Below are 23,546 nucleotides of genomic sequence, written 5' to 3' on the forward strand. Positions count from 1 at the left end.
CCGTTTTGTCGGTTCCGGGAACCGATCACCCGTCCCGTACGTGTTCATGGAGTGGGGAGGCCGATCCGCCTCGGGCGGACGTTTCGACGCAAGATCCGGGCGTTCCTGGTGTGGATGTCGGTCCCTCGGCCATACTGCTGGCCGGGTACCAGTCCCCCGCTCGGCCGGGGGGCCGTGCCGCAGTCAGTGACCGAGGGGGAGGTCAAGTGACATACCCGCCGAACGGGGGCTCGCTACGGGAGCGTGCGCCCGTGCAACCGCCCGCGTCCGTACCGGCGCAGCGCCGCAGTGCCTGGTCGGGACCGACGGAGCGGCTGCGTGCCGCGGCGACGACGGAGCCCGGCCGGCTGCAGATCATCGGGGCCGTACTGGCTCTGCTGGTGGTGACGTTCGGAGCCGTGACGGCTCTGGAGATCTCCGCGCGGTCCACCGCCGCCGACGACGTGGTGACCCGCAGTCAGCCGCTGAGCGCGGACGCCGCGAGCATCTACCGCTCGCTGGCCGACGCGGACACGATGGCGGCGAGCGGATTCCTGGCGGGCGCGCAGGAGCCCAAGGACGTGCACGAGCAGTACGAGAAGGACATCAAGGAAGCCTCCCGGCTGCTCGTCCGGGCGGCTGCGAGCACGGACGCCTCGACCACGTCCGGCCAGGAGATCACCACCCTGGGCGAGTTGCTCCCGGTGTACACGGGGCTCATCGAGCGGGCCCGGGCCAACAACCGCCAGGGGCTGCCGCTCGGCGGCGCCTATCTCCGGTACGCGAACCAGAAGATGACGTACGAGCTGCTGCCCGCTGCCGAGCGGCTGTACAAGGCGGAGACGGGCCGGCTCGGCCAGGACTCCACCGACGCACGGCAGTTGCCGTATCTCTCGCTCGGGGCCGGGCTCGTGGCACTGGCCGCCCTGGTGTGGATGCAGCGGCGCAACTACCGCAGGACGAACCGGGTCTTCAACCACGGGCTGCTCGCGGCGACCGCCGCCTCGACCGTGGTGCTGCTGTGGCTGGCCGTGGGACACACGGTGGCGCGGACCGAGCTGCGTGCGGCGATGGTTCACGGGCAGGAGTCACTGGACGTCCTCAACAACGCGCGGATCAACTCGCTGAAGGCGCGCGCCAACGAGAACCTCACGCTGGTGGCCCGCGGTGCGGTGCTGACGGCGGACGGCAAGAACGACAAGTACGAGACCGACTACACCACGGGCATGAAGGCTCTCGGTGCCCAGCTGAAGAGCGCGGAGAAGCTCGCGGACGACTCCCGGGGGAGCGAGCCGGTGGCGAACGCCATCAGCAGTGTGTCCGAGTGGCAGGGCCGCCACCGCAAGGCCCGTACGACCGACGACCAGGGCGACTACGACGGTGCGCTGAAGCAGGTCATCGGCGCGAAGGACTCCACCGGTGAGTCCTTCGCCGAGGTGGACGCGGCGCTGCGCAAGGCTCTCGACCACGAGCAGGGCGAGTTCACCGACGCGGCGAAGGACGGGCGCGGAGCACTGGGCGGGCTGCCGATAGGGGCAGCGGTGCTCGGTGTGCTGGGTGCGGTCGCCGCCATCGTCGGGGTCAACCGCAGGCTCTCGGAGTACCGGTGAGTGGGGGAGCGATGACCAGGAGACGAGACCGGTCCGGCCCCGGCAGGCTGCGCGGCTGGGGTGGTGTGACGGGCATGGCGGTGGCGTGCGCGGTCACCGCCTCGCTCACGCTGCTGCCGCTGTCCCACGGGAGCGCCGACTCCTTCGGCACGGACACCGTCGGCCAGGGCGCGACCTCGGCGGTGCAGGCGCGGGCCGACGCCTGCACGGACCCGGAGGCGAGCCTTCAGCCCTCGGGCGCCGACGGCCCGAGCATCGAGAAGATCAAGGACCGGGGCAAGCTGATCGCCGGTGTCGACCAGAACAGCTTCCGGTGGGGCTACCGCGATCCGGAGAACAGCCGGCTCGAAGGCTTCGACATCGATCTCGTGCGGGCCATCGCGCAGAACATCCTGGGCGACCCGGACGCGGTGATCTTCCGTGCGATACCCACCAACCAGCGCATCGCGGCCCTGGAGAACGACCGCGTGGACGTCGTCGTGCGGACGATGACCATCAACTGCAAGCGGCTGGAGCAGGTCTCGTTCTCCACGGCCTACTTCCAGGCGGGCCAGCAGGTGCTGGCCCCGAAGAACTCGACGATCACCGGGTACGACAAGTCGCTGGACGGCAAGCGGGTCTGCACCGCCGAGGGCTCCACGGCCTACGAGGCGCTGGAGAAGCAGTCGTTCGGCGCCGTGTTCAAGGACGAGGGCGACGGCACCGACCGGGACAAGGACCAGCTGACCGTGCCCAACCAGCTCGACTGCCTGGTCAGGCTCCAGCTCGGCGAGGTCGACGCGATCGTCACGGACAACGCGCTGGCGGCCGGTCAGGCGGCCCAGGACCCGGCCGTCGCGCTCAAGGGCGACAAGCCGTTCACCACCGAGTACTACGGCGTGGCGGCGAAGAAGGGTGCGGACGACCTGGTGGCCCGCGTCAACCAGGTGCTGGTCGACTACCGCAAGGGCGGGGCGGACAGCCCCTGGATGGTGTCGTACCGCAAGTGGCTGGCTACCGGCCTGCCCGGGATAACGGCGCCGCCGGCGCCCAAGTACCTGAGCAACTGATGCATCCGGCCCGCGGGCCGGACGGGAAGAGCGGAGAGGTGATCGATGGGCGTGGCGGGTTCCTTCCCCGGCTTCGCGGGGAGGCCCCCCGGCCCGGTCATGGACCGGGACGAGGCGGACCGTGCGCTGGCCCGGCTCGGCGCGGAGCACGAGGCCATCGAGACCTCGCTCCTGGCCCTGCAGGACCATGCCGGCCGCCGGCTCCTGGAGGGCGCCGCGCTGACCGGCGTCACGAAGGACCGCTGGGCCGCCACCGAGCAGTCGATCACGCTCCTGTGGGAGTACTTCGACTCGTACGCGGGTGCGCTCTCCGAGGCCCGCGCCGTGCGGGCCCGCAGGCGCTACCCCAACCGGGACGACCTGCTGGCCCTGACCGAGCTCCTGCGCGGCCAGGGGGTCACGGTGGCCGGTGCCGCTTCGCTCACCGGTCCCGCCGTGCTCTCCGAGCGGTTCTCGCTGGAGGAGCTCGTCGCCCGGATGAACGAGCTGTACGCACGGGCCCTGGACATGGTCGTCGCCTCCGACTCCGTATGGTCGGCGCTGCCCGCCCGGATAGATCTGCTCGCCGCCGAACTGCGCCGTACCGCCTCGCTGGCGCACTCGGTCGGGGTGCGGCCGGGTGAGCATCCGGCCGGTGACGACCTGGAGTCCATCACCGAGGAGCTGACGACGCTCCGGGTGCAGGTGATATCCGATCCGCTGGCGTTCTGGCTGCCGGGTCCCGGCAGCGCGGCGCCGGGCGGCGGCCGGCCGGACACCACGCGCTACGACCGGGCGGCGCGCGCCCTGGAGGACGTGCGGCGGGAGATCGAGGCGGTGCTCGCGGTCCGCCAGGACGCGGAACAGCGCCTGGTCCACCTGCGTGACGTGCTCTCGCGCGCGGACCGCACGCTGGCCGAGGCCCGGTCGGCGCGCGGCGAGGTGCTGGCGAAGATCGCCGCGTCCGAGGTGCCCGCGGTCAGCGGCCCGCCGACCGCGTTGCAGGAGCGGCTGGCTGCCGCGTCCGACTACCGCAGACACGCCCAGTGGCACCGGCTCTCCCCGCTCCTGGAGACGCTGGAGCGCGAGGCGGAGGACGAACTGCTGCGGGCCCGTGAGTCGTTGACCTCGGTGACGGCTCCGCTCGCGGTCCGCGCCGAACTGCGGGGCAGGCTGGACGCGTACAAGGCGAAGGTGGCCCGGCACGGTCTGGCGGAGGACCCGATGCTCATCGAGCGGTACGACACGGCCCGCCGGATGCTGTGGAGCGCGCCGTGCGATCTGCGGGTCGCCGAGCAGGCGGTGCTGCGCTTCCAGCAGGCAGCCGCGGAGCTGCTGACGCCGCAGCGGTCCTCCGGACCGGAGGACCGGCGGGACGGGCAGGGCCGCGCATGAGGACGCACAGGGCCGGAAAAGGAAGAACGGGGCCGCCGCGGCGGCGGGGCGAACAGGGGGAGACATCATGAGTACGCAGTGCCAGCGCCCCGCGTGCGAGGGCGCCTACGAGGACATGGGCGGCGGTGAGCTGTACTGCGACACCTGCGGTCTCGCTCCGGTCGTCTCGCCGACGGGCATGGTCAGTTCGCCGCCCACCGGGATCGCGGGCGGCGGCAGGGGCGGCAGCCGGGGCAGCAACAGCAGTTCGCAGCGTTCGAGTTCGCGGGCCTCGTCGAGGTCGTCCTCGCGCTCGTCCACGTCACGCCGTTCGGTCTCCGGGCGGCTGTCCCGCTCGCTCTCGGGCAGCGCGACGGCGCGTTCGGTGTCGGTGCGCTCCTCGGGCTCGTCGACCGGTTCGTCGGGCCGGGGCAGGCTGGGCGCGGGCCTGGTGCTCGTCCCCGACGTACCGCGCCCCGATCCGCGTACCGCCGTCATGGAGAACCCCGAGGTCCCGGAGCGCAAGCGGTTCTGTTCGCGCTCCGACTGCGGGGCCCCGGTGGGCCGGGCCCGCGGCGAGCGGCCGGGACGCACCGAGGGCTTCTGCACCAAGTGCGGCCACCCCTACTCCTTCGTACCGAAGCTGCGCGGCGGCGACATCGTGCACGGGCAGTACGAGGTCGCGGGCTGCCTGGCGCACGGCGGGCTCGGCTGGGTCTATCTCGCGGTGGACCGGGCCGTCTCCGACCGGTGGGTGGTCCTGAAGGGCCTCCTGGACACCGGTGACCAGGACGCCATGGCCGCCGCCATCTCCGAGCGGCGCTTCCTCGCGGAGATCGAGCACTCCAACATCGTCCGCATCTACAACTTCGTCGAGCACCTCGACCAGCGGACCGGCTCGCTCGACGGCTACATCGTCATGGAGTACGTGGGCGGCAAGGCGCTCAAGGAGATCGCCAACGAGCGCCGTACCCCGGCCGGGAAGCGGGATCCGCTGCCGGTCGAGCAGGCGTGCGCGTACGGCATCGAGGCGCTGGAGGCCCTGGGCCATCTGCACAGCCGCAACCTGCTGTACTGCGACTTCAAGGTCGACAACGCGATCCAGACCGAGGACCAGCTCAAGCTGATCGACATGGGCGCGGTGCGCAGGATGGACGACGAGGAGTCGGCCATCTACGGCACGGTGGGCTATCAGGCACCCGAGGTCGCGGAGGTCGGCCCGTCCGTCGCCTCCGACCTGTACACGGTCGCGCGGACGCTCGCGGTGCTCACGTTCGACTTCCAGGGCTACACGAACGTGTTCGTGGACTCGCTGCCCGACCCGGACAACATCGAGGTGTTCCGGAGGTACGAGTCGTTCTACCGGCTCCTCGTGCGGGCCACCGACCCCGACCCGGCGCGGCGGTTCGCCTCGGCGACGGAGATGGCCGAGCAGCTGACCGGGGTGCTGCGCGAGGTGGTGGCCCTGCAGACGGGGCGGCCCCGACCGGCGCTCTCCACACTGTTCGGCACGGAACTGCGGGTGACGGACACCGAGTTGTTCGCCGAGCTGACGGGCGACGTGTCGCGGCTTGGCGGCCGGGAAGCGCAGGCCGGTGGCGGCAGGCGGAAGCGGGGCGCGGGTGTCGCGGCGCCGTCCGCGGCTCCCGGTGCGGTGACGGCTGCGCCGTACCCGCCGGCCGTCGCGGGTCCGCCCGCAGGAGTCCCGGCCGCGTACGGCGCCGCGGGCGCCGCACCGCTGTCGGCACCCGCCACGCATGTCCGCGGCGGCGGCACCACGGGCGGCGCCGGTACGGCACTCGCGTACCCGCCGACGCAGACCGCGATTCCGGCTCCCCGCGCCTCGACCACCGGTCCGGGCACGCTCCCGGGCGCGTACACGGGCGGCGGGCCGCGTCTCGCGGGGCTCGACGCGCGGGCGACCTCGCTGGCACTGCCGGTCCCCCGGGTCGACGCGAACGACCCGAACGCGGGCTTCCTCGCCGGAGTCATGGCCTCGGCGCCCGCCGAGCTGATCACCGCGCTGCAGGCCGTCCCCGCGGCCTCGCTGGAGACACGGCTGCGGGAGCTGCGGGCCCGGCTGGAGATGAACGAACTCGACGCCGGTGTACGGGCGCTGACCGAACTGGAGGACCGGCACCCGGACGACTGGCGGGTCGTCTGGTACCGGGGCGTCACCTCGCTGGTGACCGGGGACAACGAGAACGCGGCCCTGTCCTTCGACGCGGTCTACGACGCGTTCCCCGGAGAGCCGGCCCCCAAGCTGGCCCTGGGCATCTGCGCGGAGGTCCTGGGCCAGCTGGACAACGCCGCCGAGTACTACCGGCTGGTGTGGACGACCGACCCGAGCTTCGTCAGCGCGGCCTTCGGCCTGGCCCGGGTGCAGATCGCCGCCGGGGACCGGACCGGGGCCGTACGGACGCTGGAGTCCGTACCGGAGGCGTCGATCCACTACACGGCGGCCCGGGTCGCCACGGTACGGGCACGGCTGCGCGAGCGCGCCCCGCAGGAGCCCCTGATCGACGACCTCTCGGCCGCCGCGGACCAGGTGACGGGACTCGCGGGCTTCGGCCTGGACGCGGTGCGCCGCGAGCAGTTGTCGACCGAGGTTCTGGGTACCGCGCTCGACTGGGTACTCTCCGGTAGTCCGGCGGCACCCTCACCGGCCCCGTCGCACCACACACCTTCGGGCCCGAGGACGCTGCTGGGCAGTGAACTGGACGAGCGGGGCCTCAGATTCGGTCTGGAGCGCTCGTACCGGATGCTCGCCCGGCTCGCACAGCGTGGCGACGAGCGGATCGAACTGGTGGAGCGGGCCAACCGTTTCCGCCCCCGGACGTGGGTGTGAAGATGTCACAGATCCACCAGCAGACCTCCTTGTCCAACTGCCCCGGCTGCGAGGAGCCGCTGGAGACCGGCGACCTGTTCTGCGGCGCCTGCGGGTACGACCTGTCGGCCGTGCCCGCGCCGCCGGACGACCGGCCGACGATCGCGATCACCGTTCCGGCTCCGGCTCCGGCTCCGGCCGCGAGCGGGCCGGAGTCCGCGGTCGCGTGGCCGGCCGCCTCCGAGGTCGACAGTTCCGATGTGCCCGCGCCCGTTCACCGTGCGACCGATCTGCCGGGCACGGACTCGGGCGGAAGCGCGCTTCCCACCACGGGACCCGCCCTACGCCACGACGAGCCGGGCGGGGGCCCGCGCTCCGACGACTTCGAACTGGCGGCGCCGGGTGCGCCCGCCGGGGCGCCCTCCGCCGCGCCCGACCCGCGTACCGCCGAGCACACCGCGGCCCCCGCGGCCGGCGGCAAGCTCTGCGTGGCCTGCCGTTCCGGCCATGTGGACACCGACGGCTACTGCGAGAACTGCGGTCACGCCCAGCCCCGCGAACGCGATCACATGGAACGGGAGCTCGGTTCGGTGGCAGCGGTCAGCGACCGGGGTCTGCGCCACCACCGCAACGAGGACGCGTTCGCCGTGTCCTCCACCGCCCTGCCGGACGGCTCCCCGGCCGTCGTCGCCATCGTCTGCGACGGCGTCTCGTCGGCGAGCCGCCCCGACGAGGCGTCGGCCGCCGCCGCGAGCACCGCCAACGAGGCCCTGCTGGAGTCCCTGCCGCGCGGTACGCACCCGCAGCAGGCCATGCACGAGGCGATCATCGCCGCGTCCGAGGCGGTCAACGCGCTGGCCGAGGAGGCGGGCCGGGCGACGGAGCACGAGGGTCACCGCCATCAGAACGCCCCGGCGTGCACCCTGGTCGGCGCGATCATGGCGGGTGGCCTGCTGGTCATCGGCTGGGTCGGCGACAGCCGGGTCTACTGGGTGCCCGACGACCGCGCCACGGCGCCCGCCCGGCTCACCGAGGACGACTCGTGGGCGGCGCAGATGGTGGCGGCGGGCCTGATGAACGAGGCGGAGGCGTACGCGGACGAGCGGGCGCACGCCATCACGGGCTGGCTCGGCGCCGACGCCTACGAACTGGAGCCGCACACGGCCTCGTTCAAACCGGACCGCCCCGGCCTGGTCGTGGTGTGCACGGACGGTCTGTGGAACTACGCGGAATCCGCGGTGGAGATGGCCGCCGCCGTACCTCCGGACGCGCACGAACGGCCGCTGCACGGCGCCCAGGTGCTGGTGGGTCACGCGCTCGACGGCGGGGGGCACGACAACGTAACAGTGGCTCTGCTGCCGTTCGCCGTGACGCCGCAGGGGGCAGCACCTCCGTGGAGCACCGCCTGATTCCCGCCGTCCCGTACGACCTGATCTGACCTACGTGGAGCCTCAAGGAGCCGATCAGATGGCCAACTTCTCCAAGTCGAACGTGCCGCAGTTCTCCGTCGAGGTGTACCAGAACGAATATCTGCCCGAGGGCGGCCGTGAGGTCAACGGCATCGTCACCGTCACCTCGACGGGCGGGGGCACCACCGGTGGCGTGCCGCTGACGGGGGCGTCACCGGCGCCGTCGCGCACTCCCGGGCAGGCGCCGAACGCCGCCGTGGTGATCATGGTCGACTGTTCGGGTTCGATGGACTACCCGCCGACGAAGATGCGCAACGCCCGCGACGCGACGGCGGCGGCCATCGACACCCTGCGGGACGGCACGCGGTTCTCGGTCGTCGCGGGTACGCACGTGGCCAAGGAGGTCTATCCGGGCGGCGGCCGGCTCGCCACCGCGGACGCGCAGACCAAGGCCCAGGCCAAGGACGCGCTGCGCGCGCTGAGCGCGGGCGGCGGGACGGCGATCGGTACGTGGCTGCGGCTCACGGACCGGCTGCTCGGCGCGGCCGAGGTGGACATCCGGCACGGCATCCTGCTGACGGACGGCCGCAACGAGCACGAGTCGCCCGAGGACCTGCGGGCGGCGCTCGACGCCTGCGCCGGCCGTTTCACCTGTGACGCCCGCGGTGTGGGCACCGACTGGGAGGTGAAAGAGGTCACAGCGATCGCCTCCGCGCTGCTCGGCACGGCCGACATCGTCGCCGACCCTTCGGGGCTGGCCGCGGACTTCACGCAGATGATGGAGAACGCGATGGGCAAGGAGGTCGCGGACGTGGCCCTGCGGCTCTGGACGCCCGTCGGGGTCGAGATCAGGTTCGTCAAGCAGGTGGCACCCACGGTCGCCGATCTGACCGGCCGCCGCACCGAGGCGGGTCCGCGCGCCGGGGACTATCCGACCGGCTCCTGGGGCGACGAGTCCCGCGACTACCACGTCTGCGTGCAGGTCCCGGAGGCCGGGATCGGCCAGGAGATGCTGGCTGCGCGGGTCTCGCTGATCCTTCCCGATCCCTCGGGCGGCACTCCGCAGACCCTCTCGCAGGGACTCGTACGCGCGGTGTGGACGGACGACATGGTGGCGTCCACCTCGATCAATCCGCAGGTCGCGCACTACACGGGTCAGGCCGAACTGGCACAAGTCATCCAGCAGGGGCTCGATGCGCGCAAGTCGGGAGACTTCGACGGGGCGACCGCGAAGCTCGGCCGTGCGGTGCAGCTGGCATCGGCCTCCGGGAACGAGGACACTGCGAAACTGCTTTCGAAGGTGGTCGACGTCGTCGATGCGGCGACCGGTACTGTGCGACTGAAGGCAAAGGTCGCGGAGGCGGACGAGATGACCCTCGAAACGCGCTCCACCAAGACCGTTCGCGTCAAGAAGTAGCGACAGAGCAACCACCGGCAACCGAACGAGCATGACGGCCCCCGGGCCGGACGAGGAGAGGGGGAAGCGCCGACATGCCGACCTGCCCGAACGGACACCAGTCGGGTTCCGAGGACTGGTGCGAGGTCTGCGGACACCGCATGGCCGGGGCGGGCGCGCCTGCGGGCGCAGTTCCCCCGCCGCCTCCCCCGCCGCCCGCGCCCGGCTACGGCTACCCGCAGGGCCCCGGCCCCGGTGAGCCGACCGCCCGCGCCGAGCTCTGCCCGCAGTGCCGCACCCCGCGTGAGGCCATGGCGCCCTTCTGCGAGGAGTGCCGCTGGAACTTCCTCACGAACACGGCGACCTCGTACACACCGCTCGCCCCGCAGCACGGCGGCCAGGGCGCACCCGGTGCTCCGGTCCCGGGTCTCAACCTGCCGCCCGGCTTCCAGGCCCAGCAGGGTCCGCCGGCTCCGCCGCCCCAGCAGCAGCGCGACCCGTTCGAGTACCAGAGTTCGCGCCCCTCGCAGATGAACCGTCCGGCGGAGCCGCTCTCCCCCGGTCAGGGCGGCCACCCCGGCCCGCCGGCCCCGCCGTCGTTCCAGCAGGGACCGCCGCCCCCGCCGTCCTTCCAGCAGCAGTCGCAGCAGCAGGCACCGCAGGGATTCCAGCAGCAGTCGCAGCAGCAGGCACCGCAGGGATTCCAGCAGCAGTCCGCTCCGCCCGCCCCCGCGCAGCCCCAGGCTCCGCAGACCGGCGGCGACGACTGGCTGCTGCCGCCGCCCTCGCAGGGCATGGCTCCGCAACCGCCCGCTCCGCAGCCGCCCGCCCCGCAGCCGCCGCAGGGGTTCCAGCAGCCGTTCCCCGGCCAGGGCCAGGGCCCCGGACAGGGACCCGGCCTCGGACAGGGCCCGGGGCAGGAGCAGGGGCCCGGCCACGGCCAGGGTCACGGCCCCGATCAGGGGCAGAACCGGGGGCAGCAGTCCACCACCTGGACGGCCGTCATCGCTCCGGACCGCGAGTACTTCCTGGCGATGATGCAGCGCAGCGGCCCCGAGGCGACCGGGCTCAATCTGCCCGCGTACTCCCCGGAACAGCACCTGCCGCTGACCGGCAACCAGATCACCATCGGGCGCCGCCGGCAGAGCACCGGCGAGTCCCCCGACATCGATCTGTCCGTGCCGCCGGAGGACCCCGGTGTCTCGCACCAGCACGCGGTGCTCGTGCAGCAGCCCGACGGCGGCTGGGCCGTGGTCGACCAGAACTCCACCAACGGCACCACGCTCAACACGGCCGAGGACCCGATCCAGCCCTACGTCCCCGTTCCGCTCCAGGACGGCGACCAGGTGCACGTCGGGGCCTGGACCACCATCACGCTCCGTCGCGGCTGAGGTCCTGGCAGCCGGCGACGGGCCAGGCGTACGGCCCCTCCGGGTCGTCGAGCCAGGCCCACTGCCGGCCCCGCCAGACCGTGACGCCGTACCTCTCCCTCCGGGGGCGCCGCTCGCGCTGCCAGAGGGAGAGGGCCTCGTGCGGATCGAGGACGCCCGCGGTCAGCGTGAGCAGGAAGCGGAACTGTTCGTTCTCGACGACCCGTGCCGGCAGACCGCCGAGGCGCTGGAGCTGGGCGGGCAGCGGCAGCGCCCCGCGCAGCGGCACGAAGTACGCGGGCGTGTCCAGGAACCGGCCCTCCGCGCACGGGCCGTGCGCGGTCTCCCGTACGTCCAGCGCGACCAGCCCGGTGGCGAGCGGGGCGAGGATGCGCGCGCCCGGCCGGCACTGCGCCGGCCAGGTCGGCGGTACGCAGGGCAGGGCGCAGGTCGCGATGATCCGGTCGTACGGACCGCGCTCGGGGCAGCCGCGCGCCCCGTCGCCCGTGACCACCGCGGGCCGGTAGCCGGCCGCCGCCAGATGCCGGCGGGCCGACTCCGTGATCTCCGGGTCCAGGTCGACCGTGGTCACCGCGGAGTCCCCGAGCCGGTGGGCGAGAAGGGCGGCGTTGTAGCCGGTGCCCGCGCCGATCTCCAGGACCGTGTGCCCGTCGCGGACGTCCAGCGCCTCCAGCATCCGGGCCATCAGTGACGGCCTGCTGCTCGACGAGACGAGGACACCGTCCCTGATACGGGTGGCCAGCGGCGCGTTCTCGTACGCCCCGCGCAGCCAGCGCGCCCGTCGGCCGGCATCGGGGTCCTCGCACCACAGCCGCTCCTCCCGGCCGACCGGACCCGCGAAGTAGCAGGGCACGAAGAGATGGCGCGGGACGTGCTCGAAGGCGGCCCGCCAGGCCGGATCGTTCAGGCCGCCCTCCGCGAGGACGGCACGCACCATGGCCCACCGCGCCTCGGCGCCGTCGGCCGCGCAGTGGTCCAGGTATGCGCCCATGTCACCACTTTCCCGCTGCGACGCCCGTGTGGCCAGGGTGCGGGGTCCTAGGACCCCGGTCCTCGGCCGGTGCGTCTGCGACCATGGACACGTGACTGACATTCCGCGCGACACGCTTCAGGAGCAGACCTTCTACGAGCAGGTCGGCGGCGAGGAGACCTTCCGGCGCCTGGTGCACCGCTTCTACCAGGGTGTCGCCGAGGACCCGCTGCTGCGTCCGATGTACCCCGAGGAGGACCTCGGCCCCGCCGAGGAACGCTTCACGCTCTTCCTCATGCAGTACTGGGGCGGCCCCCGGACGTACAGCGACGAGCGCGGGCACCCGCGGCTGAGGATGCGGCACGCCCCGTTCCAGGTGGACCGGGCCGCGCACGACGCCTGGCTCGGGCACATGCGGGTCGCGCTCGACGAGCTCGGACTGTCCGCCGAGCACGAGCAGCAGCTGTGGAACTACCTGACCTACGCCGCCGCTTCGATGGTGAACACCGAGGGCTGAGGCAACCGGAATCCGGTACTCCACGGTCGGATAACGGTCACGATCCCATCAAGGTGCACCCGTAAGCGGTTTCCATAACCCCGTGCTCTCTGAAAGCATCCCTGGAAGCGTCGGGGGGCGTGCGTACACAGGGTGTCTGGGGGGTCAGGTGACGGGGTTCGTCTTTCTGCGGGTGAGGGCGCACCGGCTCCTTCTCGCCGCGGCCGTACTGGCCGTGCTGCTGACCACGTCCGTACTGGCCGCGCTCACCGCGTTCTCCGGTTCCATCGGCGACGCCGCCCTGCGCCACACGCTCACGCACCGGTCCGCCGCCCCGGCCTCGCTCCTCATATCCGCCCAGGTGGACCGCGATCAGCGCGAGGAAGCGGACGCGGCGGCGCGCGAGGCGGCCCGCGACACCTTCGACGGGCTCCCCGTGACCGTACGGAAGCTGGAGCTCTCCGGGCCGTACGCCCTGCCGCGCGGCCTCCAGGCCCCGGCAGCCCGGCGCGGCGACCCCGATCTGACCCAGTTCGCGGCGCTGGACCACAGCCGCATCCGGATCACCTCCGGCCGCATGCCGGCCGGCGGGAGCGGGAAGGCCGACGGGCCCGTGGAGGTGGCCCTGCCGGGTACCGCCGCCGAGGTCCTGAAGGTGAAGCCCGGCGCCCGGCTCACCCTCACCGACCGGCTGGGCGGCAAGCCGCTGCGGATCCTGATCACCGGTCTGTACGAGGCCGCCGACCAGGCCGATCCGTACTGGCAGCTGGACCCGCTGGCCGGGCGCGGCGTCCGCAAGGTCGTCTTCACCACCTACGGTCCGCTGCTCACCGATCCCGCCGTGCTCGGCTCCGGCCGGATCAGCCCGGGAGAGATGTCCTGGCTGGCCGGCGCGGACTTCCGTACGGTCACCACCGGCCGGATGGACGCGCTGCACCGGGCGTCGACGGACGGTCCCGCGGCCCTGCTCACCACCGAGGTGTTCAAGGACGGCGCCTCCGTGCGGACTTCGCTTCCCACGGTGCTCGAACAGATCGAGAAGGCGCTGCTGGTCTCCCGCTCGACACTGATGATCGTCGCCGTCCAGCTGGTGCTGCTCGCCGCCTACGCCCTGCTGCTGGTGGCCCGGCTGCTGAGCAGCGAGCGCGGCGGTGAGACCGAGCTGCTGCGGGCCCGTGGCGGCTCGCGGGGGCGGATCACCTCGTTCGCCGCGATCGAGGCGCTGATGCTCGCGGTGCCCGCGGCAGTCGTCGCGCCGCTGCTCGCAGGGCCGTTGACCCGTCTGCTCGCGGAGCGCAGTGAGCTGTCCCGGATCGGCGTGCGCCTGGGCGGCAGCGCGTCCGGCACCGTGTGGCTGGTCGCCGCCGCCGTCGCGCTGGCCTGCGCGCTCGCCGTGGTGGCGCCCGCGCTGACCTCGGGCGGCGGCGGGCGCGGCCGTGCGGCCTCGCTCCCCGGGCCCGTGCGGGCGGGCGCCGATGTGGGCCTGCTGCTGATCGCGGCGGTGGCGTACTGGCAGCTCGACCGGCAGACCGGGGCGTCCGGCAGCGGAGCGCTCAGCGGGGACCGGGAGGGCGAGCTCGGTATCGATCCGCTGCTCGTCGCCGCCCCCGCGCTGGCCCTGCTCGCGGGCACGGTCCTGACCCTGCGGCTGCTGCCGCCCGCGGCCCGGCTCGCCGAGCGCCGCGCGGCGAGCGGCAGGGGGCTGCCCATGGCGCTGGCCGGCTGGCAGTTCAGCCGCCGGCCGCTCCGCGGCGCGGGGCCGGTGCTGCTGCTGGTGCTGTCCGTCGCGATGGGCATGCTGGCGATCGGGCAGAGCGCGTCCTGGGACCGTTCGCAGGGCGACCAGGCGGACTTCAGGTCCGGAGCGTCCGTACGGATGATGGGCGGACCGAACAGCGATCCCGCGAAGGCGGGCGCCTACGGCACGCTGGACGGCGTGCGGGAGGCCGCGCCCGCGTACCGCACGAGCATGGAGCTCTCCGGCGAGCGCACGGCCCAGATACTCGCCCTGGACACCGCGCACGCCGACGAGCTGATGATGCTGCGCGACGATCTGGCCGACGAGTCCCCGGCCGCGCTCCTGCGTTCACTGGCTCCGCCGCGGACCGAACGGCCCGGACTGGTGCTGCCGAAGGGCGGCACGCAGCTGAGGTTCGACCTGAAGATCACCGACACGGCCGCCCGGAAGGGGGCGTCCCCGTCGGGGCGCACGCCGCAGGTCGGCGTGATCCTGGAGGATCGTTTCGGTCTGCCGTACCGCGCCCTCGTCGGCCCGGTGCCGGCCGACGGCAGGCCGCACACCGTGTCCGTCCCGGTCTCCGCCGCCGGCGGACTGGCCCTGACGGGCTTCGAGCTGGACGACAAGCCGCCCGTCGGCAGTGCCGAGCAGCACCGGCTGTCGGTGACCGCCCTGCGGACCGCGGCCGGCGACGGCGCCGAGCAGCCGGTGCCGGTACCGGACGGTTTCCGCTGGCAGGCGGTCAGCACGGTCAACACCGGGGGCGAGGACGTGCCGGGCCCCGGCCTGGAACCGACGGTTCCGGCCGGGACCGCGCTGTCCCTCGACTACGGCACCGGGCTGGTGGCCGAGGAGGACGCCCGGTTCGTCCTGCCGACGAACAGCATCCGTGTCACCGCGGCCCGTTCGAAGGTCCCGGTGCTGAACGCCGTGGCCACGGACGCGTTCCTGAAGGCGTCCGGGGCGAAGAAGGGCCAGAGCGTCGACGTGCCGCTGGCCGGCGAGCAGGTCCGCGTGAAGATCGCGAAGGTGGTCCGGCAGCTGCCCACGACGGGCCCGGCCGCCGCCGCCGAGACCTCCGGTCCGACCGGCGACGGCGGAGCGCTGCTGCTCGATCTCAAGGCCCTCACCGAGGTGTTCGCCCACGATTCGACCTCGCTCCTCGCCCCCACCGAGTGGTGGCTGAGCGCCGGGCCCGGCGACGCGGACAAGGTCGCCGCCCAGCTGCGCGCCCTGCCCGACACCGACCCGGCGCAGGTCCACGTGCGCGACGAGGTGGCCGAGGACCTGGTCGGCGATCCGCTGGGCGCCGGGCCGCAGTCCGCGCTGCTGGCCGTGGCCGTGGTCGCCGCCGCGCTCGCGGCGGTCGGATTCGCGGTGAGCGCCGTCGGCTCGCAGCGCGAACGCGCCGCCGAGTTCGCCGTGCTGCGGGCGCTGGGCGCGCCGCGCCGCCGGCTGGCGCGGATGATCGCCGCCGAACAGGGCGTGCTGATCACCATCGGACTGCTGGCCGGGCTCGCGCTCGGCGCGGTACTGACCCGGGCCGTGGTGCCGCTCATCGTGCTGACCGGGCAGGCCGCCCAGCCGGTGCCCACGGTGCTGGTGCAGCTGCCGGTCCCGCAGGTCGCCGGACTGCTGGCGGGCGTCGCCGCACTGCCTCTGCTGATCGTCGCGGCGATCGCACTGCGCCGGGCCGACCCGGCGGTATCGCTGCGTCACCAGGGGGACAACTGACATGAGCGCCGACAAGAATCCCGCACAGACCGCCACCGGCCGCGCCCCCCGTGGCCCGGCCGCCTGCGCCCCCTGGATCCGCACCCGGCTGCGTACCGCACCCGGCGCCGCCGCCGCGCTCGCCGTGCTCGTGGTGCTCACCGCGTTCCTCGCCGCCGCGTTCCCGCGCTCCGTGGACGCGTACGAGACGAAGGGGCTGCGTCACGACGTCGGCTCCGCCAGTCCGGAACGCAGTCTGCTGGAGGTGACGACGCCGCCCCTGGGTCTCGACCTGGAGGAACGGGCGGATGCCTCGCGCAGGGCGGAACTGGCCAAGATCCACGGCGAGCTCCTGGCCGCGGTGCCCTCCCCCGTCCGGCCCGACACGGCGAACTCCTCGTACGGGGTCCACACCACGAAGCCGGTGCCCGCCACCGAGCCCTGGCTGCCGCGCCCCAACACCCTTCCCCCGCAGTTCACGTACGCGGCCCCGTCGGCGCTGTCCGAGCACAGCACCCTGAGCGCCGGGCGCTGGCCCACGTCCCGTGGCGAGGTCACCCCCGCCACCCGGGAGGTGGAGGCGGCCGTCACGGCCGAGAGCGCCGCCGCCCTGAGCATCGAGGTCGGATCGACGATCGCGGTGTCCACGCACGACGGGAAGCCGCTGACCCTGCGGATCAGCGGGATCGTCACCCCCCGGGACCCGGAGAGCGCCTACTGGGCCGCCGAGCCCCTGATGCGTGCCGCGTCGCTGGTCCCGGCGCCCGACTCCCCCACGCCCGTCTTCTACTGGGCGGCCACGCTGATACTGGCGCCGGACGCCGGTCCCGCGCTGCTGACCACGACGGGCGAACCCGAGCTGTTCTGGCGCATCGCGCCGGACTCCTCGCACCTCACCTCGCTCGACGCCGCCCCGCTCCAGGACGCCGTCGCCTCGCTGGAGCGCGGGCCGGAGCTGCTGAAACTGCGCGACATCGCGGGCCCCACCGCGACGCTGACCACCGATCTGGACGAGATCCTCCTCTCCTACGAGGCGATGCGCTCCGCGATCAGCCCGGTCGTCGCGGTCGCCGCGGTGGGGATCGGCGCGGTCGCCGGGGTCGTCCTGCTGATGACCGGAGGGCTGACCGCGAGCCGCCGGCACAGCGAACTGTCGCTGCTGCGCTCGCGCGGCGCCTCCCTCGCCGGCATCGGCAGGAGGCTGTTCGGCGAAGCGGCCGTGACCGTACTGCCCGCCGCCGCGCTCGGCCTGCTGCTCTCCGTGCTCCTCGTCGGGGACGCCCGGCTGTGGCCTGCGGTGACGGCCGCCGCGGCGGTCGGTGCGCTGGTGTGCGTCGCCCTGCCTCTGCGTACGACGCTCCAGCACCGCAGGCCCCAACTGCACGGCGCCCGCGACGACATGATGAACGCCCGGCCCTCACGGCGGCGCACCGTCGCCGAACTGACCGTGCTGGTGCTGGCGATCGGCGCGGTCACCGCGCTGCGCCGCCGCGGCACCGCCTCGGCCGGGGGCACCGACCTGCTCGTCAGTGCCGCCCCCGTCCTCGTCGGGCTGATCGCGGCCCTGGTCCTCGTACGGCTCTACCCGCTGCCGCTGCGCCTGGCCTCCCGCCCCGTCGCCCGGATGCGCGGCGCGGTCGGCTTCCTGTCGCTGGCCCGCGCAGGGCGTTCGTCGGCGAGCGGCACGCTCCCGCTGCTCGCCCTGCTGATCGCGCTGACCACGGCGGCGTTCGGCGGTTCGGTGCTCGCGGGCGTCGGGGACGCCCGGGACGACGCCGCGCTCTCGGCCGTCGGCGCGGATGCCCGGATCAGCGGGCAGGGCGACGCGACACCAGTGACGGACCGTTTCGCCAAGGAGGTACGGGCCTCGGGCGGCGTACGGGACGTGGCGCCCGTCCAGATCGACTACAGCGTCGTACTGCCGCCCGGCGAGGGCGGCTCCGAGGGCAACAAGGGGGCGACCCTGGTCGGTGTCGACCCCGGATCGTACGACCGGCTGGCCCGCGCCACCGGCGCCCCGTCGTTCCCTCCCGGGCTGCTGAAGGCCACCGGCCCCTCGGCGCCACTGCCCGAGGGTGCGCCGTACTCGGCGGACCGGGTGCTGCCCGCGATCGCCTCGCCGTCCGTCGCCGAGCGCCTCGGCGACGGGCCGCAGGCCATCGAGACACTGGCCGGGGACTTCAAGGTCCGGGTCGTGGCGGTCCGGCAGACCACTCCCGCGGTGAACGGTTCCTCCTTCCTGATCGTCAACTCCGCCTCCCTCACGCAGCGGCAGACCAGCGCGCTGCTGGTCACCGGGGGCGCGCTGGACAAGAAGGCGCTGAAGGCCGCGGCCCACGACGCCGGCGAGGACTTCGTCGTACGTCTGCGGTCCGAGGAGCGCGAGACGTTCGTCGACACCCCTCTGCAGGCCGGCGCCGAACAGATCTACGGCGCGGGGATCGCGGCGGGTGCGGGGTACGCGCTGCTGGCCGTCCTGCTGTCGCTGCTGCAGACCGCGCCCGAGCGCACCACCCTGCTGGCGCGGCTGCGCACCATGGGGCTCACCACACGGCAGGGCAGGCGGCTGCTCGCCTTCGAGGCGATGCCGCAGGCGCTGCTGGCAGCCGTCGGCGGTCTGCTCGTCGGCTGGGCGACCATCGCCCTGCTGGCCCCGGGCGTCGACCTGGTCTCGCTCGCACTGTCGGGCGCGCGCGGCGCCACCGATGTACCGCACACCGCTTCACTGCGGGCCGACCTCTGGTCCCTGGCACTTCCGGCGCTCGGCGTGGTCCTCCTCGCCGCCGCCGTGGCCGGCATCCAGGCATGGTGGGCGAGCCGTCGTGGATCGATCACCGAACTCAGGGCAGGAGACACCCGATGACGTCGTCGACCGAGACCACCCTGGCGGAGCTCGAACAACGGGCCGCCGCCCGCCGCGACCGGCCCTCGTACGGCCATGACGCGCTGATCGCCTGCGACCGGCTGGTGCGCATCTTCACCACGGACGGGGTGGAGGTGCAGGCTCTCCAGGGTCTCGACCTGCTCGTCACCGAGGGCGAGTTGATGGCCCTGGTCGGCGCGTCGGGCAGCGGCAAGTCGACGCTGATGAACATCCTGGCGGGCCTCGACGTGCCCACGGCCGGATCGGCGAAGGTCGCGGGCTGCGATCTGCTGTCCATGGGCAAGAAGGAACGGCTGCGCTACCGCCGTGACGTGGTGGGGTTCGTCTGGCAGCAGACCGCCCGCAATCTCCTCCCGTACCTCACCGCGGTCCAGAACATCACGCTGCCGATGCAACTGCGCGGCGGCGGCCGGAACTCCGAACGGGCCGCCCGCGCCGAGTCCTTGCTTCAGATGCTGGATGTGGCGGACTGCCGCGACCGGCGCCCGCAGCAGATGTCCGGCGGCCAGCAGCAGCGGGTCGCGATCGCGGTGGCCCTGGCCAACTCCCCCTCGGTGCTCCTCGCCGACGAACCGACCGGCGAGCTCGACTCGGCCACCGGTGAGCAGGTCTTCGCCGCGTTCCGCCGTGCCAACGAGGAGCTGGGCACGTCGATCGTGATCGTGACCCACGACCAGGCGGTGGCGAGCGAGGTGCGCCGTACGGTCGCCATCCGCGACGGCCGTACGTCCTCCGAGGTGCTGCGGCGCACCGAGGTCGACGCGGCGACGGGCCAGGAGTCGCAGGTGGCCCGCGAGTACGCGATGCTCGACCGCGCGGGCCGGCTCCAGCTGCCCGCCGACTACACCGAGGCGCTGGGCATGGAGCACCGGGTGATGCTGGAGCTGGAGCAGGACCACATCGGGGTGTGGCCGGACGGACGGCAGGAGTAGGACCGGAGGCCGCGCACACCCCCCACGGGATGCGCGGCCTCCGGCGTTCTGTGGGCCCCTCCTGATCAGCGCACGTGCACCGCGTGGATCACGGTCTGGTCGATGCTGCTGCCCGCGGCGTTCTCGCCGTGGATCCGCAGGGAGATCCCCTTGGCCCCCTTCGGGGCGTTCAGGGCTCCGGTGACCGTGCCCTTGTACGTCGCGACCAAGATCTTCTTCCAGGTCGCACCCTCGTCGTACGAGACCTCGATGGTGCCCTTGGTCAGTGCCGCGCGGGTGCCGTCGGGGTTACGGAAGGACACCGAGACCGGGTGGTACTTCCCGGCGGTGACGGTGGAGTCCAGTGCCACGCCCTCCAGGTCGTAGTCGGCCTGGAGCAGCGGGAGCATGGCCTTGGCGTCTCCGTCGACATGGGCCGAGGAGAAGTTCCAGGCGGTGTGCTGCTCCGTGCTGACGTTCCACCACATGTTGGTGCGCTTGGCGTCCGCCTCGATGCGGTACTGCGACTTCTCCTGGGGCAGGTTGTTGACCGCGACCCAGGAGTTGGGGGCGCTGCCGAGCAGGGCCCCGTTCCGGTAGAGGCGGAACTCGGTCTCGTCGCCGTCGGCGTTGCGGCCACCGTACTCGTAGAAGTCGGACGGGCCCGTGGCGTACTTCGGGATCGCGACGATCATCGAGTCGCCCTTGCGGTACGGCTGCTGGCTTCCCGTCGGGTCGGAACCGGGGCCGGGAGTGCCCGCATGCAGCACCGGCTTGAACCACTCCTGGGTGGAGCGGCTGCCCGGCCGGTAGGAGGCGGCGGCCGAGTAGTACGGCTGGGCCGAGAGGTACCCCGAAAGGTAGGCCGTGCGGGACCACTTGGTGTTCGCGGCGGTCAGGTAGGCACGCTGACTGGTTCCGAGGTGGGCCGTGTCGAACAGGCCGATACCGACGCCGGTGACGGTGCTCTGCCCCTGCCAGGCGGCCTGGGTGTAGAGCTCGCTCTCCGACTTCGGGGCGGGCGAGTAGTCCCGTGTCGTGACCTCCGCCAGATCGGAGGCCAAGGGGGCATACGTCTGATTCGCAGGGACAGCGCCGTTGTGACCGTTCACCAGCGCGTACAGGTAGGACGGTGTGAGCTCACCCGTGAGCCGCACGGTGACACTGCCCTGCGCGACCGCCGCGGCGACCCGGTCGCCCTCCCCCTTGGGCACGCTGAACACGGGCACCTTGACGGGGGAGCCGCCGAAGAACGGCTCGTCGACGCTGTTGACGAGCATCACCGCCGCCGCACCCGCGTCCGCGAGTCGGGGCAGCAGGGTGTTCAGGGGTTCGCTGCCCACCCGGACCAGCGCGAGCTTTCCGGTCACGGCGTGCGCGGCGAGGTCGTCGGCGCTTCCGGTACCCGCGTCGGCGACGGTGAGCCGGCGGCTGCCCTGGAAGCGGGCGGTCAGGTTGATGGACTGCGTGGAGAGGTCGAGCGTGCCGGTCGGCAGCATCGCCCGCGCGGTGAACGGCCGGGCCTGCAGATTCTGGAACACGGTGGACGTGAGCATGCCGTCCCGGGCAGCGGCGGAGGGCAACAGGTAATGGGGGCCGGAGCCTCCTATCAGGCTGGCACTCACCCCTACGTTCTGCTCCGAGGACATGCGCGAGACATTGACGCTCATCCCGCGTTCCTCAGCCGGCAGGGGCGTCTTCGCCCGGATCCTGGCCGCGTCACGGCCGTCGGCGGACAGGGACACGTCGCGGTCGGTGACATCGACGTCGGGCAGGATGAAGGTCACCGCCGTGCCGCTCTTCATCACGTGTCCGAGGACGGTGTACCGGCCGGGCTTCACCGAGGTGCCGAAGGTGCCGTCGGATCCTCGGCGCAGCGTCACGGGGGGTTTGTTGTCGCGCAGGTTGTAGAGCGAGGCCGATACCACGTCGGGAGCGCTGCCGTCGGGCATCACCGCCTTCAGTCCGACCCTGAAGGTCGGCAGGGCACGGCTCAGGGCCACGGTTGCGTGCGCGGTGACGCCGTCACCGGTGGCCGTGATCGTGCCGGTGTAGGTGCCACCGGTGGTGGCGAGGTCGGGGTCGACGGTGACCTCGACGCCCTGGCTGCCGCCTGCGGGCAGGGTGATGCTGCTGCTGCCCAGGGCGAGCGCCCCGGCCACCTCGGAGCCGCCGTCCAGGGAGAGCGCGCCCGACAGGGCGAGGGTGATCTCCTTGTCGGCGGTGTTGTGGAAGGTGACCGTCCTGGTGACCGGCTCGGAGGTGGCTCCCTGCGCGTAGCTGCCGAAGGAGGCGTTGGTGGCCCAGACACTCGCGCGGATGGCGGTGGTCAGGTCGACCCGCCCGGAGCCCTCGGCGAAGCCGCCGTTGCCGCTGGTCCTCGCGCTGGACATGAGGGCGCCCTTGAGGGTCGCGGCGTCCCAGTCCGGGTGTTCCTGCGCGAGGATCGCGGCGGCGCCCGAGACGTGCGGGGTGGCCATCGACGTACCGCTGGCGGATGTGTAGCCGGCCTCGGCCGGGGTGCCCATGGCGGTGCCTGCCGCGCGGGCGGCGACGATGTTCACGCCCGGGGCGGCGATGTCCGGCTTCATGGCCTTGTCACCGAAGCGCGGGCCCCGGCTGGAGAACGAGGCGATCTTGTCCTGGTCGTCGACCGCCGCCACGGTCAGGGCCGCGTCGGCAGCGCCGGGCGTGCCGACGGTGCTCTCGTCGGGGCCCACGTTGCCCGCCGCGACGACGAAGAGGGTGCCGGTGTCCTTCGTCAGAGTGTTCAGGGCCTGACTCATCGGGTCGGTGCCGTCGGTGAAGGTGTTCGCCCCGAGGCTCATGCTGACGACCTTGGCACCGCTGTGCGCGGCCCATTCCATGCCCGCGAGCACCCCGGACTCCGTACCGGAGCCGTTGTCGCCGAGCACCTTGCCGATCAGCAGCTTCGCGCCGGGGGCAACACCCTTGTACTTTCCGCCCGATGCCGCGCCGGAGCCGGCGACGGTGGAGGCGACATGGGTGCCGTGCCCGTGGCGGTCGACCGCGTCGGCCGAGGTGGAGAAGTTACGGGCCTCGTCGATCCGGTCCGAGAGGTCGGCGTGGGTGGCGTCGATTCCCGTGTCGAGGATGGCGACCTTCGTGCCGGAACCGTCGTAGCCGGCCGCCCATGCGGTGGGGGCGCCGATCTGCGGGACGCTCTTGTCGAGGGTGGGAGTGACCTTGCCGTCGAGCCACACCTTCCGTACCCCATCGGCCAGTTGCTTCGCCGTGGCACCGTCCTGTGTGTCCCGCAGCCCTGCCCAGAACTCCTGCGCCTTCTCCGGTGCGACCTCCGCGGCCGTCGCCCTGATCGCCGACAACCTCCGCACCTGCCGGGAGTCGGCCGGCGCCTTCGCCGACGCGTCGGCGTTCTGCACGATCAGCGGCAGGTCGTTGCCGTCGGCGTATCCCTGCTCGATCAGTGCGCCGACCTCGAAGAGGCGCGGGTCCAGAACCCCGGAGTCCAGCAGTGGCCGGGCCTCCTCCGGGACGACGGTGATGTCCTTGCCGTGCTGGAGGATCGAGGCGGTCCCGGTCGGACTGTCGGAGTCGGGGGCGAACGACACCTGCCGGTCGGTGCCGCTGCCGGTGATCACGACCCGGTCGCCGGTGACCAGCCGCACGGTGTGGGCGGATTTCGCCACGGCCGAGGGCCTGAGAACGGACACGGCCGGATCGTCGGCCGGAGAGGCACCTGCCGGAGCGGCGATACCGGCGGCCATCAGCGCCGTCAGCACCGTCACAGCAGGCACGGACGCCTGGCTGAGTAATCTGCGCATGGTCGGAAAGCTCC

General features: G+C 72.9%; 14 protein-coding genes. 11 read left to right on the forward strand and 3 right to left on the reverse strand.

Translation table 11 applies throughout. The features are described 5' to 3' along the window. Positions 1-206: 206 nt before the first annotated feature. Genes OG230_RS12185 through OG230_RS12195 form a run of 3 tightly spaced genes read left to right on the forward strand, consistent with a single transcriptional unit; the run spans position 207 to position 4,012 of the window. Entirely contained in the window at positions 207-1,589 is a 1,383-nt protein-coding gene (locus OG230_RS12185; protein WP_328910200.1) for a hypothetical protein, read from the forward strand. Between the two features lie 11 nt (positions 1,590-1,600). Beyond that, the gene (locus OG230_RS12190; protein ID WP_328910201.1) at positions 1,601-2,638 is read left to right on the forward strand and encodes a glutamate ABC transporter substrate-binding protein; all 1,038 of its coding nucleotides are present in this window, start codon (positions 1,601-1,603) and stop codon (positions 2,636-2,638) included. Between the two features lie 45 nt (positions 2,639-2,683). Continuing rightward, positions 2,684-4,012 carry a hypothetical protein gene (locus OG230_RS12195; protein WP_328910202.1) on the forward strand — a complete coding sequence of 443 codons (1,329 nt, stop codon included), beginning with the start codon at positions 2,684-2,686 and terminating at the stop codon, positions 4,010-4,012. A gap of 105 nt (positions 4,013-4,117) precedes the next feature. Here OG230_RS12195 and OG230_RS36395 read toward each other — a convergent pair whose 3' ends face one another. Further along, positions 4,118-4,489 carry a hypothetical protein gene (locus tag OG230_RS36395; RefSeq protein ID WP_443051622.1) on the reverse strand — a complete coding sequence of 124 codons (372 nt, stop codon included), beginning with the start codon at positions 4,487-4,489 and terminating at the stop codon, positions 4,118-4,120. Between OG230_RS36395 and OG230_RS12200 the strand changes: the two genes are divergently transcribed. The 4 genes from OG230_RS12200 (at position 4,383) to OG230_RS12215 (ending at position 11,014) form a co-directional block, all read left to right on the forward strand. Further along, entirely contained in the window at positions 4,383-6,839 is a 2,457-nt protein-coding gene (locus OG230_RS12200) for a tetratricopeptide repeat protein (protein ID WP_443051585.1), read from the forward strand. The two genes, OG230_RS36395 and OG230_RS12200, sit on opposite strands and share 107 nt — an antisense overlap. Before the next feature lie 2 nt (positions 6,840-6,841). After that, positions 6,842-8,227 (forward strand): PP2C family protein-serine/threonine phosphatase, encoded by a 1,386-nt coding sequence (locus OG230_RS12205; protein WP_328910204.1) that lies wholly within the window; start codon positions 6,842-6,844, stop codon positions 8,225-8,227. Positions 8,228-8,285: 58 nt separating this feature from the next. After that, the gene (locus OG230_RS12210) at positions 8,286-9,644 is read left to right on the forward strand and encodes a vWA domain-containing protein (RefSeq protein WP_328910205.1); all 1,359 of its coding nucleotides are present in this window, start codon (positions 8,286-8,288) and stop codon (positions 9,642-9,644) included. Positions 9,645-9,718: 74 nt separating this feature from the next. Continuing rightward, the gene (locus OG230_RS12215) at positions 9,719-11,014 is read left to right on the forward strand and encodes an FHA domain-containing protein (protein WP_328910206.1); all 1,296 of its coding nucleotides are present in this window, start codon (positions 9,719-9,721) and stop codon (positions 11,012-11,014) included. On the opposite strand, the gene OG230_RS12220 is transcribed toward OG230_RS12215, so the two are convergent. Then, positions 10,995-12,005: a methyltransferase domain-containing protein gene (locus tag OG230_RS12220; protein WP_328910207.1), complete on the reverse strand. Its 1,011-nt coding sequence runs from the start codon at positions 12,003-12,005 to the stop codon at positions 10,995-10,997. The genes OG230_RS12215 and OG230_RS12220 overlap by 20 nt on opposite strands. Positions 12,006-12,096: 91 nt before the next feature. Between OG230_RS12220 and OG230_RS12225 the strand changes: the two genes are divergently transcribed. From OG230_RS12225 to OG230_RS12240, 4 genes are all read left to right on the forward strand, one after another. Further along, the gene (locus OG230_RS12225; protein ID WP_328910208.1) at positions 12,097-12,501 is read left to right on the forward strand and encodes a globin; all 405 of its coding nucleotides are present in this window, start codon (positions 12,097-12,099) and stop codon (positions 12,499-12,501) included. 148 nt (positions 12,502-12,649) lie between these two features. Beyond that, complete coding sequence (locus OG230_RS12230; protein WP_328910209.1) at positions 12,650-15,952, forward strand: ABC transporter permease; 3,303 nt, start codon at positions 12,650-12,652, stop codon at positions 15,950-15,952. 1 nt (position 15,953) lies between these two features. Continuing rightward, positions 15,954-18,794 (forward strand): ABC transporter permease, encoded by a 2,841-nt coding sequence (locus tag OG230_RS12235; protein ID WP_328910210.1) that lies wholly within the window; start codon positions 15,954-15,956, stop codon positions 18,792-18,794. Further along, the gene (locus OG230_RS12240; RefSeq protein ID WP_328910211.1) at positions 18,791-19,747 is read left to right on the forward strand and encodes an ABC transporter ATP-binding protein; all 957 of its coding nucleotides are present in this window, start codon (positions 18,791-18,793) and stop codon (positions 19,745-19,747) included. The genes OG230_RS12235 and OG230_RS12240 overlap by 4 nt, the downstream gene beginning before the upstream one ends. Before the next feature lie 65 nt (positions 19,748-19,812). On the opposite strand, the gene OG230_RS12245 is transcribed toward OG230_RS12240, so the two are convergent. After that, positions 19,813-23,532: a S8 family serine peptidase gene (locus OG230_RS12245; protein WP_328910212.1), complete on the reverse strand. Its 3,720-nt coding sequence runs from the start codon at positions 23,530-23,532 to the stop codon at positions 19,813-19,815. Positions 23,533-23,546 lie beyond the last annotated feature (14 nt).

Source organism: Streptomyces sp. NBC_00234, from assembly GCF_036195325.1.
Lineage (GTDB): Bacteria > Actinomycetota > Actinomycetes > Streptomycetales > Streptomycetaceae > Streptomyces.

What these genes read in the sequence shown, in the direction of transcription:
- OG230_RS12190 (WP_328910201.1), top strand. Translation starts at nt 1,601, where the DNA reads ATGACCAGGAGACGAGACCGGTCCGGCCCCGGCAGGCTGCGCGGCTGG.
- OG230_RS12195 (WP_328910202.1), top strand. Translation starts at nt 2,684, where the DNA reads ATGGGCGTGGCGGGTTCCTTCCCCGGCTTCGCGGGGAGGCCCCCCGGC.
- OG230_RS36395 (WP_443051622.1), bottom strand. Translation starts at nt 4,489, where the DNA reads ATGACGGCGGTACGCGGATCGGGGCGCGGTACGTCGGGGACGAGCACC.
- OG230_RS12205 (WP_328910204.1), top strand. Translation starts at nt 6,842, where the DNA reads ATGTCACAGATCCACCAGCAGACCTCCTTGTCCAACTGCCCCGGCTGC.
- OG230_RS12210 (WP_328910205.1), top strand. Translation starts at nt 8,286, where the DNA reads ATGGCCAACTTCTCCAAGTCGAACGTGCCGCAGTTCTCCGTCGAGGTG.
- OG230_RS12215 (WP_328910206.1), top strand. Translation starts at nt 9,719, where the DNA reads ATGCCGACCTGCCCGAACGGACACCAGTCGGGTTCCGAGGACTGGTGC.
- OG230_RS12220 (WP_328910207.1), bottom strand. Translation starts at nt 12,005, where the DNA reads ATGGGCGCATACCTGGACCACTGCGCGGCCGACGGCGCCGAGGCGCGG.
- OG230_RS12235 (WP_328910210.1), top strand. Translation starts at nt 15,954, where the DNA reads ATGAGCGCCGACAAGAATCCCGCACAGACCGCCACCGGCCGCGCCCCC.
- OG230_RS12240 (WP_328910211.1), top strand. Translation starts at nt 18,791, where the DNA reads ATGACGTCGTCGACCGAGACCACCCTGGCGGAGCTCGAACAACGGGCC.
- OG230_RS12245 (WP_328910212.1), bottom strand. Translation starts at nt 23,532, where the DNA reads ATGCGCAGATTACTCAGCCAGGCGTCCGTGCCTGCTGTGACGGTGCTG.